The following is a 14512-nucleotide window of genomic DNA, read 5'->3' as shown; positions in this document are numbered from 1 at the left end:
GTTCGAAGGGCTCATGAGTATGGCGGTTGACGCGCACCGGCTCCTCGTCATCTCGGTCGAGAGCGCAGAAACCTCACGGGCCGTTTGTGTGGTGCGGAGCCTGTACGGCTTCGCGCGCGTCGGGACGCTCTACCGGCTGCCCACCCCGGCGGACGGAACCGTCGAGCTCACGGAGATCGAGTGGTACGGACATCCCCGGGAGGTGCTGGACGAAACGCACCACGGAAAGGTCTGCCTCGTCGGGTCCGGTGTGGGCGCACTGCGGGCTGAGGAAGCCCTGGCGGTGCAGGAACGAAGCTGAAAGTTGGTGGATGGCCAAGCTGTCCTCCCGCCTGGGTCTGGTGACGGAGGCGGTGGAGGCGCCGGAGGGCATGGACGTCTACGCGTACGTGGTGGCCCAGATGTCTGCGGGCGGCAGGGTGGACTACGTGATCGTGGACGAGGCCCAGTTCCTGGCGCCCGATCAGATCGACCAGCTGGCGCGCATCGTGGACGACCTGGACATGGACGTCTTCGGCTTCGGCATCACCACGGACTTCCGCACGAAGCTCTTCCCGGGCTCACAGCGCCTGATCGAGCCGGCCGACCGCCTGGAGTAGCTCCAGGTCGAGGCCCTGTGCCGGAACCGGGCACGGTGACGGGAAGTAGCCTGAAAAAGTATCCCGGTCCGGCCGTCCCGCCAGCCACACTGACCTCATGACCCGTCGCGACTTCGACGAACTGCCGGGCCCTGATCGGCAACCGCAGGCAGTCCAGCCGGGCTACGGCTCGGTCTACCGGACGCCACAGCCCGGATCGGGGCCCGTGCCGGGCAATCCCTACGCCCAACCACCGCTGCGGGCAGCGGACTTCGTACGCCCGCCCCGCCGCGGCCTGCGGGGCGGGACCGGCCTGCTGGTGGCGGCCCTGGTCGCGGCCCTGCTCGCCCTCGGCGGCGGCTCGTACATCCTCCTGCGCGACGGCTCCGGCGACGCCGGGGACGGCGACGGCGCCGCCCCCGCCGCGTCCGCGTCCGTGGACCAGGGAGACGGCCAGGGCCCCGGCGGCCCCCCGTTCGTCTTCGACCCCAACGCCGGCATTCAGCCGGGCGAGGGCCGGGTCTGGCTGATGTCGAACCGGACCGAACTGCCCGGCTCCGGTGCCTCGCAGCACGGCCCCTGGCGCGTGGGGGACTCCGTGATCAAGGCGATGTACAAGGAGGTCACCGCCTACACCGCGACCGACGGCAAGGAGAAGTGGAGGCTGCCCCTCGCCACGCCGCTGTGCGGGGTCCCGGAGGGTCCCGGCCCGAACGGGAAGATCGTCGTCGGGGTCCGCGAGAAGGACAGCGCGACTTCCCAGTGCACCCACCTCCAGCAGGTCGACCTCGCCACGGGACAGGCGGGCTGGAAGCTGGAGATACCGAAGGAGAAGGTCTTCGACCGGGCTTCGGAGTTGCGGCTGGCCATCGCAGGGGACACCGTCGCGGTGGCGCGTGCCGCGGTCGTGAGCGGTTTCTCGGTCACCGACGGGCGCAAACTCTTCGGTACGCCGAGCAGCGGCTGCGCCCCCGCGACGGTCGGCGGCGACGCCGCCAGGCTGATGCTCGTACGCGACTGCTTCGGCCAGGACACGGCCGACCAGCAGTCGGTGATCGAGGAGATCGACCCGGCGACCGGCGCCACCAAGTGGAGCCACCAGTACGCGAAGGGCTCGAACCTCGGCCAGATCCTGTCCGTGGACCCGCTCGTCGTCAGCACCTACAACACGCAGGAGAAGGTCTGGAACATCACGGCCTTCGCCGCCGACGGCAAGGTCCGCTCGCAGACCAATGCCGCCTTCGGGGTCAGCAAGCGGTGCAACGGCTGGGGCAGCGGCAGCGGCGACCTGCACGACTGCAACGCGGCGGTGGCCGACGCGGACACCCTCTACATCGCGGGCGGCACACCCGACGCCACGTACCCGCTGGACGTCGACAAGCCCGACGAGGTGATCGCGGTCGACCTCAACACCGGTCAGGTGAAGTGGCGCACGACGGGACCCGACGGCCGCGTCATGTTCCCGCTGGCCATCGAGGAGGGGAAGGTCGTCGTCTACGTCGACACGGGCAAGGGCCTGTCCGCGGCGATGGCGGCCATCCCGACGGGCGGGGGCCGGCCCCAGATATTCCTGCGGAGCCCGGAGAACGCCAAGGGGCCCGAATCCGCCTTCTACCCCTCCAGCTTCCGGCTGGCCTGGGTCGAGGGGCGCGTCTTCCTGCTCAACGGGACCGTACGCAGCCCGGAGCCGAAGAAGGTGGACCACTCCCTGCTGTCCTTCGGGAAGTAGGCCGCGGGACCCCGGAGGGAAGGGTGGCCGGATCCGCGCCCTCCCCTCCGCCGAAGCGTGACGAGCGGCGGCCACCGGCCTATCGTTGCGCGCCATGTGGCCAGGACAGCAGACGCCCGGTGGGGACCAGAGCGGGCAGAAACCGGGGCGAAACCCTTACCGGCAGCCGGTTCCCGGACAGCAGGGCGTTCAGACCGGCCCCTACGGGCCCGGCGTATTCGGCCAACCTTGGCAGAACGCCGCACCCGGTACGCACCAGCGGTACCCGTCCGGCGCGCCGACTCCGCCTCCCGGACCGGCGCCGCGTTCCGCGCCCCGGCGCAACGCCGTCGTGGCGATGTCGGTGACGGTGGCCGCGGGGGTGGCCGTCGCGGTGACCGCCGCGGTCCTCTTCCGGGACGGCGACGGGGCGGACGGCGCCGGGGGGCCGGCTTCCCCCGTACCCGCTTCCGGTTCCCCCTCCGCCTCCTTGTCCCCGGGCGCGCCGGGCACCGTGAAGTCGACGGTCAAGGGCTGGAAGGTCGTGGTGAATCCGGCGCACGGCACCGCCTTCGACGTACCGCCGGACTGGGAAGTCCTGGAGCCGCAGATCTTCAGCGGCTTCTCGGACGACAAGGACCCCGACAAGCCGGTGATCGGCCACACCGCGCCCGCCTTCTTCAAGAAGAAGTGGTGCAGTCTGGATGCCAACGGGGACGGTTACGTCAACGACATCGCGCTCGCGTCCACCGGTACCAAGGGTGCCGACGGCGCGAAGACCACCGACGAGGTCGCCGAGAAGACGGCGACGGCCTGGGCGTACTCCGCGTTCGCATCCCCGGACAAGGAGGTCGTCAAGTGGGACGAGCCGGTGGCCTACACCACCAAGGCCGGGGTCAAGGGGAGTTACGTGAAGGCCCGCACCGAGGGTGCCAAGAAGGACCACAAGTGCGCGGGGGACGGCTGGGCGATCGCCTTCGGCTTCAAGAATTCCAAGGGCGCCTTCGTCGCCTGGGACTTCTACGGCCGGTCGGGCGTTCAGGGAGCCGTCCGCGACGACCTGGTCATGCGCATCCTCAGCACGGTCCGCCTCTCCGGCGACCCGGTCCCGGGCCCCCTCCGCAAAGGGACCTCCTCTTCGTCTCCGTGAGTCTGGAGGCAACCCCGGCGCTGATGCCCGGTTCGCGGAGGGGCGGACGCTGACCTGAGGACTCGTTGACACGCGGGTCATCGGATCGGTTGGCCCCGGCGCCGCCCCGCTCGGCGGCAATGTGGTGGTTTGCCCGTTTCGGGGCCCCCATGTCAGGAGGCGCACGTGCGGCCCGAGTCCAGCGGGCGTGGCCGCGCGGCCCCCAAGGCTGCTCGTACGAAACCCAGTTCGTCAGCACGGGACGGCGCGCTACGCACGTCCGGGTGGTCCTTGCCCGCGCGGGCGCCTTCTGGGCGATGGGGGTCGGGCGGACGGCGAAGGTGGGGTCATGATCATGGATCCCGATGCCCACTCCGCAACCTCCCGCCGCCCCTCCCGCCGTACCGTCATCGCGGGCGCCGGCGCGGCCGCCGTCGCCGCGGCGGGCGGACTGACCGTCGCCGTCACCTCCGCCGAGACCTCACAGGCCGTACCCGGCGCCGCGGTCGCCGACTGGGGCGCCTGCCTGACCGTCGCGCGGGCCATCCTCGTACGGGACGACGAGGACCAGCCGCTCGTACCGCGCTACGCCGACATCCTCCTCAGGAACGGCCTGCCGCGCTCCCGCCGCCCCGGGAAGAAGGTGCTGGTCATCGGCGCCGGACCGGCCGGCCTCACCGCCGCGCACCTCCTGCGCGAGGCCGGACACAAGGTCACCGTGATCGAGGCCAACGGCAACCGGGTGGGCGGCCGGATCAAGACCTTCCGCACCGGCGGCCACGAGAACGCCGCGCAGCCCTTCGCCGACCCGAAGCAGTACGCCGAGGCCGGCGCGATGCGCATCCCGGACAGCCACCCGCTGGTCACCGGCCTGATGGACAGCTTCGGCCTCAAGCGCAGGCGCTTCCACCTGGTCGACGTGGACGGGGCCGGCCGCCCCGCGTACCGCACCTGGATCCACGTCAACGGCATCCGGGCCCGCCGCGCCGACTACGCGCGCGCCCCGCAGACGGTCAATCGTTCCTTCGGAGTGCCGCAGGCGTACGAGTCCGTGCCCGCCTCGAAGATCGTCCGCGATGCCTTCGCCCCCGTGCGCCGCGAGATCGAGGGCAAGAAGGACAAGGAACTCGTCGAGGGCTGGGCACGCGTCATCCAGCGCTACGGCCACATGTCGATGTACCGCTTCCTGACGGAGGAGGCCAAGCTCGACGTGCGGACCATCGACCTGATCGGAACCGTCGAGAACCTCACCTCCCGCCTGCACCTCGCCTTCGTGCACAGCTTCATCGGCGCCTCGCTGATCAGTCCCGACACGGCCTTCTACGAACTGCCCGGCGGCACCGCCACCTTGGCCGACGCCATGTACGCCCGCGTCAAGGACCTCGTACGGCTCGACCGGCGCGCCACCCGCATCACCCACGGCGAGGGCACGGTCACCGTCGAGACCGTGTCGGAGGGCCGCGGCGGCAGCCCCGTGCGGCGGGAGACCTTCACCGCCGACACCGCCGTCATCACCGTCCCCTTCTCCGGACTGCGCCACATCCCCATCACCCCCGCGCTCTCCTACGGCAAGCGCCGCGCGGTCACCGAGCTGCACTACGACGCCGCCACCAAGGTGCTGCTCGAATTCAGCCGCCGCTGGTGGGAGTTCGACGAGGCGGACTGGAAGCGCGAGCTGGAGTCCGTGCGGCCCGGCCTGTACCGGAAGTACCAGACCGGGCAGACCCCGGCGGACGGAACCCTGCTGGGAGCCCACTCCTCCGTCCGCGCGGGCCGCATCTCCGCAGCCCAGCGCTCCCACTACGCCGCCAGCCGCGTGGTGAGCCGCGACCAGCCCGAGGCGGCCGGAGTCATCGGTGGCGGTTCGGCCACCGACAACCCCAACCGCTTCATGTTCCAGCCCTCCTACCCCGTGGAAGGCAGCGCCGGCGGCGTGATCCTCGCCTCCTACAGCTGGTCGGACGACGCCCTGAAGTGGGACTCGCTGGACGACGAGGAGCGCTACCCGCGCGCCCTCGCGGGAGTCCAGGAGGTGTTCGGACAGCGCGTCGAGGTGTTCTACACCGGTGTCGGCCGCACCCAGTCCTGGATGCGCGACCCGTACGCCTACGGAGAGGCCTCCGTCCTGCTGCCCGGCCAGCACACCGAGCTCTTCCCCGACGTCCGCAAGGCCGAGGGCAGCCTGCACTTCGCCGGGTGCCACACGTCCATCAAGCCCGCGTGGATCGAGGGAGCCCTGGAGTCCGCGGTACGGACCGCCCTGGAAGTGCACACCGCCTAGCCGGCGGCGGCCGGCCGTACCGGCCGGTACAGCCGGTACGGCCGTCAGCTCTCCGCGAGCACGATCAGCCAGTCCTCCTCGGAGAACCGGATCCGCTGCCGCTTGTCGGGGTTGATCCGCACTCCGTAATCCGGAGCCGTGGCGCTCCGCGCGCGCAGCCGGTAGCCGACCGCGCATTCCCGGCGCCGCCGCGCCGATTCGACGGCCGTGGCGAAGGAGACCTCGGAGCCGGCCCGGACGTAGTCCGTGGCCGGCTTGAGGTGGAACTCGTGGCCCCGCGCCGTGAACAACTCCTCGAAGACCTCGGCGAGATACGGGCTTTCCGAGATCTGCGTCATCAGCAGACTGATCAGCCTGCCGCTCACGATGAAGTCCGCTCCGTCCCGGGCGGGTGCGAGGAGCCGGTTGCCGTCGTCGGACATCTCGGTGGTGAGGGCGAGTTCCCGCTGCGCGGCGTCCCCGACCGCCCGCAGGTGCAGCAGGGTCACCAGCGTCCTGTCGTCCGCCCCGGCCTCGGCCTCGGCCTCTGCCCCGGTACCCGCTCCCGCTCCCGCTTCCGGATCCGCCGCGGCCGGGGACTGCGTCTCCCCGATCACGATCACCCCGTCGTACGAGGGCACGTCCAGCTTGGCCAGGGTGAGCGGGTCGGTGATGTCGCCGGTGTGGAGGAAGACTTCGAGGCGGGACCGGGAGGCCGTGACGGCCCGGGCGCCGTGGGTGGCCGCGTACCCGCCTAGCGCCACGACGTCCAGGGTCGTTCCCGGGCTCACGTACTGGTCCAGCTGCTCGATGACGAGCGGGGCGCGGCGGTTCCAGCCGAGCAGCAGGAGGCGTTCGGCCGGGGCGGGCCGGGGCCGGGCCGACACGATCGCCTCCTCCTGCACGAGGGAGACGAGCGAGGCCGTGTCCTGCCGGAGGGCCGTGTCGTCGTCCCGGGAGACGACGATGATCCGGTCGGCCGCGCCGATCACGGTCTCCTGGACCGGGTTGAGGGTGACGCTCCCGTCGGCGTGCAGCAGGCCGACCGCGCAGGAGGTGGCGAACGACAGCAGCGCCTCGCCGAACGTCCGCCCGGCGAGGTCCTCGGCGGCGACCGGGTAGAACTCGTCCCCCTCGAAGTCCAGCAACTCCGAGTAGACGAGGGAGAGACCGGGCTGCCGGGCGGTCTGGACGAGCAGCCGGGCGACGATGTCGTCGACGCACAGGACGTGCCCCGCGGGCCCGGCGGCGAGCCGGGCGGTGACGTGGTTGCGGGAGTCGCGGACGGCGGCGACCACCACCGCTCGCCCTTCACCGGACCCGGGGACGGCCGCGCCGAGGGCGAGGAGGGTCTTCACCACGTGGGCGTCACCGCCGTCCCCGGTGGGGGGCAGCACCAGCACCGCCTTCGCGCTGCGCGGACTGACCCGGCACAGCTCCGTGGGGTCGGTGGTGCTCCCGCTGCGGCAGATGATCCGCGTCCTGCCGCCGTCGCCGACGCGGGTGGAGATCTCGTCCTCCATCCACACCTTGTCCCGCGGGGCGAGCACGGCGATGGCGGAGCGGCGCTGGTTCGCGTTCGCGGCCACCAGCTCCCCGATCACCGGGAAGACCTGGTCCGACCAGCCCAGTACGACGGTGTGCCCGGTCTCCAGCACGGTGGAGTGACCGAGGCGCAGCGCCATGACGCGCCGGTTGATCCCCGTGGTGATCAGACTGACCAGGGTCGACACGAAGAGCAGCGCCACCAGCGCCAGGGACACGGAGGCCAGTACGTAGAGCGGGGAGCCGACGGCGCCCCCGATCTTCAGGGTCTGGCCGACGCTGACCCACACGGCGGTGAGCCGGCCGGACAGCGTGGTCGGAGCGGACCGGTCGGACCAGACGAGCACCATGCTCGCCGGGACGACGACGGCCAGGCAGGCCAGCGCGAGCCAGCCGATCAGCGCGGTCGTTCCGCCCGAGACCAGATGGTCGAACCGGTACCGGAAGCGGAGCCGGAGTGACGTCGTGCGCTGCTGCGCCACACAAGCTCCCGTACATGAGTCGACGCGCCGGTCGCGCCGGTCGGAGCGGCTGTCCGCCCACCGGGAGCCACCCTAGGCAGAGGCGCGCCGCCGCCCCTCGTGAACCGCACCGGCCTCACTCAGAGGTGTGAACGCGCCGGGGGCGCCCTTCCCGTGCGCCACGCCCGGCCGGGGGCCGGTGCGCGGAGCGGGAGGGGCGCCCGGAGCGCCGTTCAGGAGGTGGTGGAGCGGGATGTGCCCTTGTCCGTGCACAGGGCCCAGATGATGAAGACGCCGATGGCGATCGAGATGAGGCCCCAGAGCGGGGTGTAGGGCAGCCACAGGAAGTTGAGGATGATGTCGAGGGCGACGATCACCACGCCCGTGACCTTGGCCCAGGCCGCGCCCTTGAGGATGCCCGCGCCGACGACCACGAGCACGATGCCGAGGACGAGGTGGATCCATCCCCACGCCGTGGCGTCGAACTTGAAGGTGTAGTTCCCGACGCTCGCGTAGACGTCGTCGTCCGCGATGCCGACGATTCCCTTCAGGATGCCGAGAACGCCTTCGACGAGCATCAGCACGCCGGCGAACACGGTGCCGCTCGCCGCCCACGGGTTCGGTCCGTCGGAGGGGTAGCCGCTGTTGGGGGCCCTGCCGGGGGCCCTGCTGGGGGCCCTGCTGGGGGGCGTTGCCTGTGCCACGGGAGGCTCCTTCGTCGGGCGGGACGCCGAGGGTCCTGCGCTGCGCCCAGCGTCCGTGGTGAGGGAGCACGGGGACATTCGAGCGCCGCCATTCGGGTGAATCCGCGGCGAGCCCCGATGGCGTACGGGGCGGGCGTACGCCGGAAGGCCGGCAGGGCGGGGCGCCCGGCCGGCCTTCCGTGGGGGTGCGGGGTCAGGGGGTCGTCTTGCCGACCTGCAGGTCGGCCGTCGGGTCCTTGACCGTACCGCCGGGCGGGCCTGCGGCCGCGCTCGTGTTGTTCGCGGGCCTGGGGTCGCGGGTCAGGGAGTCGACGATCGCGGTGTTGCGGATGTCGGAACCGTTCCCGGTGTAACAGCACGCCGCCACCGCGGAGAGCGCGGACACGGTGCGCAGACGCCGGTACGGGCCACCGGCGCGGCTTCTCACGACACGTCGCATCGGCTGCCCTTCGGGGAGGAGAACTCGCCCGGGGAGGACCAGTGCGGTGATCTATTCACACAAATACTCAGGAAGGGTGCGTCCTGTTTGATCGCTTATGACTAATGGGTGATCGAATTCAGTCCGTCGGTCGTACGCCGTCGGCTCAGCCGTGCGCGGCGTGCAGTTCGTCCGTGCAGTGGTGGTGGCTGTGCCGCCATCCCGCCCCGGCCCGGCGCGCCCCGTGCAGGTGCGGATGCCCGGGAGTCAGGCCCGTGTGCTCGTGCTCGTGTACGTGGCCCCGGCCCGTCTCCGCCGCCGCGGCGCGCGGCTGCCCGGCTCCGGCCGGCCACAGGCGGGCGGCGAGGGCCGCGGCGGCGAGCGCGATCGCGCCCAGGGCCGCCGTCGCCCACCCGAGCCCGGCCTTGGCGCCGACCCAGCCCGCGAGCGGGTAGGTCAGCAGCCAGGCGGCGTGCGACAGGGAGAACTGGGCGGCGAACACCGCGGTGCGGTCCCCCTCGGGCGCGGCCCGCCGCAGCACCCGGCCCGCGGGCGTGAGCACCATCGAGCACGCCGCCCCGAACCCGGCCCACGTGCCCAGCAGCGCGGGCCAGCGCCAACCCCCCGCGTCCGCCCAGGTGATGACGCCGAGGGCGCCGAAGGCGACGGGGAGCAGCAGGGCGCCGGTCAGCATCACCCGCCGGTCCGGGCGGTCGTCCAGGATCCGCGGCAGGGCCAGGGCCACCGCCATGGAGCCGGCTCCGTAGGCGCCCAGTGCGAGGGCGACCGACTCGGCCGACAGCCCCAGGGCGTCCCGTACGTAGACGACGGAGTTGACCGTGACCACGGCTCCGGCTGCCGCGACCGCGAGGTTCATCGCCAGCAGGGACCGCAGTTGCGGGGTGCCGAGGAACAGGCGCGTCCCCGCGGTGGCCTTGGCGTAGACGCCGTCGGCATCGCCCGCGCCGGACGGGACGCGGGCCCGCGCCCGCCGGGGCAGGACGGCGGACACCACGAGCGCGGACGAGGCGAGGAATCCGGCGGCCGTACCGAGGAACAGCCGGTCGTAGGCGGCCACCGACAGCAGTGCGGCCGCGAGCGCGGGGCTGAAGAGGTTCTCCAGGTCGTAGGCGAGCCGGGACAGGGACAGGGCTCGCGTGTAGTCGCGCTCCTCCGGCAGCACGTCGGGGATCAGGGCCTGGAAGGTGGGAGTGAAGGCGGCCGAGGCGGTCTGCAGCAGGAAGATCAGGACGTAGACCTGCCACACCTGGCTCACGAACGGCAGGAAGAGCGCGACCGCCGCGCGGATCAGATCCGAGCCGACCAGCAGGGCCCGCCGCGGCAGCCGGTCGGCCACCGCGGCGATCACCGGGGCGATCGTGACGTAAGCCGCCATCTTGATCGCGAGCGCCGTGCCGAGCACCGAACCCGCGTCGGTGCCCGCGAGGTCGTACGCGAGCAGGCCCAGGGCCACGGTGGCCAGGCCCGTGCCGGTCAGGGCGATGACCTGGGCGCCGAACAGGCGGCGGTACGTGCGGTCGCGCAGCACGCTCGGCATGCGGTTCCTCTCGGGCCGGATGGTGGAGCCGGGTGGGGGAGTCGGGTGAGGCAGTCGGGTGAGGGGGCAGATCTCCAATGTATACACACATGCGCATCTGCGCACATGTCTGATGGATCACGGCTCCGCCCTCGCCCTGAGCAGCCCCCGGCGACCTACCCTGTGGGGTATGCCTGCTCGCGAACCTCAGCCACCTGCACCCGATGCGCACCTACGGGAACCCGACAGGGCGCGCCTCTCCGAGGCGACCGAGGTCTTCGCGATGCTCTCGGACGTCACCCGGCTGCACCTCCTGTGGCTGCTCGCCGGGGAGGAGTCGGACGTCGGCTCGCTCGCCGAGCGCTGCGACGCGTCGAGGACCGCGGTGAGCCAGCACCTGGCGAAACTGCGGCTCGCGGGCCTCGTCGACACCCGCCGCGAGGGCCGCCGCATCCACTACAGCCTGCGCGACGGGCACCTGCGCCGCCTCGTCCTGGAAGCCCTCAGCCACGCCGACCACCGGGTCAGCGGAACGGCCCCGCACAACTGACAGGCCGTTCAGGTGCGGGAGGAGTCCCGGACCGTACAGGTGGCGCTGTCCGCCGGGCACCAGTGGGTGCGGCCGCCGACCAGGTGGAGCTCGAGCGCGGCGTCCCGCATGCCGCCCCGGTTCAGTGCTTCGCGCAGCGCGGTGGGGGCGGGCTGGGGCGGCAGTCCCAGTACGCCCACCACGACGACCCCGCTGCGGGCCTCGACCGAGGCGATCTGCCAGTTGCCCGTGGCGGCCCACCGCTCGGCCACCGGCCGCGCGTTCGCCGCGAGCGCGCGGTCGCGGGCGACGGAGATCGTGCCCGCGGTGAGCGGTACGGCGACCAGCAGCACGATGGCCGAGACCGCGGCCAGGGTCCGGCCGCGGAGCGCGCCCACCGCGATGCCCGCCTCGCCGGCGCCGGCCCGGACCCCGTAGGCGAGGAAGACCGCGGTTCCGGTGGCGACGATGGCCGCGACGTTGGTGGCGAACAGGAGCGCGGACTGGCTCGCGTCGTGGAAGCGGTGCGTGGTGATCAGGAGCCCGGTGACGGCCAGGGGCGGCACCAGGGAGATGGCGATGGCCACCCCCGGGAGGGTGTCGGAGACGTCGGAGCGCACCAGGGCGAAGGCTCCGACCGTCCCGGTGGCCAGGGCGGCGACGAGGTCGATCAGCCGGGGGCTGATCCGCGAGGAGACCTGGCTGTTGGAGGCGAAGGCGTCGGGCGGCGAAATGAGCCACCCCATCAGCATGCCGATGGCCACCACCGTCAGGGCCCCGCCGAGCACCAGGAGCGCGCAGCGCACCACTTGGTGCCGGTCGGCGAGGACCAGTGCGAGCGCGCTGCCCAGGATCGGGGTCATCAGCGGGGCGACGATCATCGCTCCGATGACGGTGGCCGTCGAGTCCCCGACGACGCCCGCGGACGCGATGACCGCCGCGAGCACGAGCAGGACCCAGAAGCGGGTGGAGCTGGGGCTGCGCCGGGCGCGCTCGATGAACAGGGCCGTGACCATCCGGTCCGCGGCGGAGGCGTCGACTCGTGACATGGCGGCCTGCCCTCACAGTTGATGGAATGTCATCATATGGCCCGTTCTGTCATATGTGAGGAGCGGGCGGCGGTCACGGTCGCCCGCCCATTGCGCCGATGCGCCCGCACGCCTTGGATAGTTGCACTATCCTCGGCGCGTGGATCAGCTGATCGTCGAAGACCCGACCCGTATCGGCCCGTACCGTCTGATCGCCCGGCTGGGCGCCGGCGGCATGGGCCTGGTCTACCTCGGCCGCTCCGAGGGCGGGCGCACCGTCGCCGTGAAGGTGGTGCAGGCCGAGTACGCCGGAAACCCGGAGTTCCGCAGGCGCTTCGCCCGGGAGGTGGCCGCCGCGCGGCGGGTGGGCGGGAGTTGGACCGCCGCCGTCCTCGACGCCGACCCCGAGGCCGCGGTGCCCTGGGTGGCGACCCAGTACATCCCGGGGCCCGATCTGCACGCCGTGGTCGCCAAGGACTTCGGGCCGCTGCCCGAGCACTCCGTGCGCACCCTCGCCAACCGGCTCGCGCTCGCCCTGCGGGCCGTGCACGAGGCGGGCCTGATCCACCGCGACCTCAAGCCCTCCAACGTGCTCGTCACCGTCGACGGCCCGCGCGTCATCGACTTCGGCATCGCCCGGGCGATGGACAGCCTCGCCGGGGACAGCCTGCTCACCCACACCGGCATGCTGATCGGCTCGGCCGGGTTCATGTCGCCGGAGCAGGTCCGCGGCCTCCAACTCACCCCCGCCAGCGACGTCTTCTGCCTCGGCGCCGTCCTCGTGTACGCCGCCACCGGACGGCTCCTCTTCGGCGCCGCGGACACCGGCCTGAACGCCCACCTCTTCCGCGTCGCCGAGGAGGAGGCGGACCTGACGGGCGTACCGGAGGGCCTGGCCGACCTCGTGCGCGACTGTCTGCACAAGGATCCGGCCCGGCGGCCCACCCCCGCGCAGGTGGCCGAACGCACGGCCGCAGACCAGTCCGGGGAATGGCTGCCGGGCCCGGTCCTGGCGCAACTCGGGCGTCACGCCGCCCAGTTGCTGGACTTCGCCCCCACCCGCCCCGATGAGCCCCCGGCCGCGGCGCCGGACCCCCGCGTTCCCTCCCCGCGCCCCCAGCTCCCCCCGCCGCCCGCGTACGCCCCCACGGCCCCGGCGCACTTCGGCCCCGCCCAGGGCTTCGGACCGCCCCCGGTGTCCCCCTCGCCGCGGACCGGGCGCCGGCGGGGTCTGGTGGTCGCCGCCCTGGTGCAGCTGATGGTGGTGCTCACCGCGACCGTCTTCAACATGGCCGGGCCGCACGTCCAAGCGGACTTCGACGTCGACTCCGGCGGCCTGAACGCGATGTTCACCGCCTACGCGGTCTCCTTCGGCGCGCTGCTGCTGCTCGGCGGGCACCTCGCGGACCTCGCGGGGCGCAGACGGACCCTGATCATCGGTCTGGCCGGATTCGCGGCGGCCTGCGCGCTCGGCGGCTCGGCCGGCAGCTCCGGCATGCTGGTCGCGGCGCGCGTCCTGCAGGGAGTCTCCGCCGCGCTGCTGACACCTGCCGCGCTCTCCCTGGTCGCCACCGGCTTCACCGACCCCAAGGAGCGGAGCCGGGCCTTCGGGGTCTACGCGGCGTTCGCCGGCGGCGGTTCGGCGCTCGGGCTCCTCGCGGGCGGATCGCTCGTGGGAAGCCTGAGCTGGCGCTGGTGCCTGTACGCTCCCCTCGCCATCGCCGTGATCGCCCTGATCGGCACGCTCACCCTGCCGAAGGACGGCCCCCGCACCTCCGGCGCCCGCCTCGACGTGCCCGGCGTGCTGCTCGGTTCCGGTGGGCTCGCCGCCCTCGTCCACGGCCTCGGCGAGATCCGGTCCGACGGCGCGATCGACCTCCTGGCCCTGGTCCTGATCGCCGCCGGCATCGTCCTGCTCGCGGCCTTCCTGTGGTGGCAGACCAGGACGTCCGGCCCGCTCCTCGCGCCGTACGTCTGGAAGGACCGCAACCGCAGCGGCTCCCTCCTCGCCCTGGTCCTGGCGGGCACCGGGTTCTTCACCCTGTACGCGGCGCTGGCCTACTTCCTGGAGCGGTTTCACGGCTACCAGTCGGGCACGGCCTGGGTGATCCTCCCGGTCCTGATCGGCGGGGTCGTCATCGGCTCCACCCAGGTGTCCGCCCGGCTGCCGCACCGTGTGGCGCCCCCGGTCCTGATCGCGGCCGGGCTGGTGCTCACGGCCGCCGGGCTGCTGCTCCTGGCAGGTGATGAGGGCTACTTCACCCCGCTCCGGTCCCTGCCCGGCATGATCCTCACCGGCCTCGGCATCGGTACGGCTCTGGTGCCGCTCCTCGCCACCGTGACCGCCGGCGTCGCACCCCGGCACGCCGGTGCGGCCTCGGCCGCCATCGCCACCGCCCAGCACCTGGGCGAAGTGATCGGCGGCATGCTGCTCGCCCTCGTGTTCGCCGGCCTCGGCCGCCCCGATTCATCGCAGGACGTGCTCCCATGGCTGATCGGCGGCTACTCCGGCGTCCTCTGGTGGGGGTTCGGCGCCCTGCTGCTCGCGGCCCTCGCCGGCGGCCTGCTGGTCACCGCCAGGGAGCCCAGGGGCCCCGGACCGTCCCGGTAGGAGG

11 protein-coding genes and 1 pseudogene are annotated in these 14512 nt (G+C 72.5%); 7 read left to right on the top strand and 5 right to left on the bottom strand.

The genetic code is table 11. The features are described from left to right. Positions 1 to 13: 13 nt before the first annotated feature. The 5 genes and pseudogenes from ACIQV3_RS07425 (at position 14) to ACIQV3_RS07405 (ending at position 5696) form a co-directional block, all read left to right on the top strand. Positions 14 to 301 (top strand): hypothetical protein, encoded by a 288-nt coding sequence (locus ACIQV3_RS07425; RefSeq protein ID WP_403710655.1) that lies wholly within the window; start codon positions 14 to 16, stop codon positions 299 to 301. A gap of 16 nt (positions 302 to 317) precedes the next feature. Beyond that, a pseudogene (locus tag ACIQV3_RS07420) lies at positions 318 to 596 on the top strand (thymidine kinase); the annotation flags it as partial. A gap of 100 nt (positions 597 to 696) precedes the next feature. Next, positions 697 to 2307 (top strand): PQQ-binding-like beta-propeller repeat protein, encoded by a 1611-nt coding sequence (locus tag ACIQV3_RS07415; RefSeq protein WP_403710653.1) that lies wholly within the window; start codon positions 697 to 699, stop codon positions 2305 to 2307. 337 nt (positions 2308 to 2644) lie between these two features. Next, positions 2645 to 3436 carry a hypothetical protein gene (locus tag ACIQV3_RS07410; protein WP_403710651.1) on the top strand — a complete coding sequence of 264 codons (792 nt, stop codon included), beginning with the start codon at positions 2645 to 2647 and terminating at the stop codon, positions 3434 to 3436. Positions 3437 to 3770: 334 nt separating this feature from the next. Further along, positions 3771 to 5696, top strand: coding sequence for a flavin monoamine oxidase family protein (locus ACIQV3_RS07405; protein ID WP_403710879.1), 1926 nt, complete (start codon positions 3771 to 3773; stop codon positions 5694 to 5696). A 44-nt stretch (positions 5697 to 5740) separates the two neighbouring features. Here the strand turns inward: ACIQV3_RS07405 and ACIQV3_RS07400 are convergent, their stop codons facing one another. From ACIQV3_RS07400 to ACIQV3_RS07385, 4 genes are all read right to left on the bottom strand, one after another. Continuing rightward, positions 5741 to 7702: an NAD-binding lipoprotein gene (locus ACIQV3_RS07400; protein ID WP_403710649.1), complete on the bottom strand. Its 1962-nt coding sequence runs from the start codon at positions 7700 to 7702 to the stop codon at positions 5741 to 5743. A 212-nt stretch (positions 7703 to 7914) separates the two neighbouring features. Beyond that, positions 7915 to 8385 carry a hypothetical protein gene (locus tag ACIQV3_RS07395; RefSeq protein WP_403710647.1) on the bottom strand — a complete coding sequence of 157 codons (471 nt, stop codon included), beginning with the start codon at positions 8383 to 8385 and terminating at the stop codon, positions 7915 to 7917. A 193-nt stretch (positions 8386 to 8578) separates the two neighbouring features. Beyond that, positions 8579 to 8824: a hypothetical protein gene (locus ACIQV3_RS07390; RefSeq protein ID WP_403710645.1), complete on the bottom strand. Its 246-nt coding sequence runs from the start codon at positions 8822 to 8824 to the stop codon at positions 8579 to 8581. A gap of 145 nt (positions 8825 to 8969) precedes the next feature. Then, on the bottom strand, positions 8970 to 10361 hold the full coding sequence (locus tag ACIQV3_RS07385) for an MFS transporter (protein ID WP_403710643.1): 1392 nt from the start codon (positions 10359 to 10361) through the stop codon (positions 8970 to 8972). Between the two features lie 169 nt (positions 10362 to 10530). On the opposite strand from ACIQV3_RS07385, the gene ACIQV3_RS07380 reads away from it, so the two are divergent. Continuing rightward, positions 10531 to 10890, top strand: a complete 360-nt coding sequence (locus ACIQV3_RS07380; protein ID WP_403710641.1) for an ArsR/SmtB family transcription factor — start codon at positions 10531 to 10533, stop codon at positions 10888 to 10890. Between the two features lie 8 nt (positions 10891 to 10898). Here the strand turns inward: ACIQV3_RS07380 and ACIQV3_RS07375 are convergent, their stop codons facing one another. Beyond that, positions 10899 to 11918, bottom strand: a complete 1020-nt coding sequence (locus ACIQV3_RS07375) for a TIGR00341 family protein (protein ID WP_403710639.1) — start codon at positions 11916 to 11918, stop codon at positions 10899 to 10901. Between the two features lie 139 nt (positions 11919 to 12057). Between ACIQV3_RS07375 and ACIQV3_RS07370 the strand changes: the two genes are divergently transcribed. Then, entirely contained in the window at positions 12058 to 14508 is a 2451-nt protein-coding gene (locus ACIQV3_RS07370) for an MDR family MFS transporter (RefSeq protein WP_403710637.1), read from the top strand. Positions 14509 to 14512: the final 4 nt, after the last annotated feature.

Origin of the sequence: Streptomyces sp. NPDC099050 (assembly GCF_044759865.1) — a bacterium.
Taxonomy (GTDB): domain Bacteria; phylum Actinomycetota; class Actinomycetes; order Streptomycetales; family Streptomycetaceae; genus Streptomyces.
This window is presented reverse-complemented; position numbering and strand designations above follow the sequence as displayed.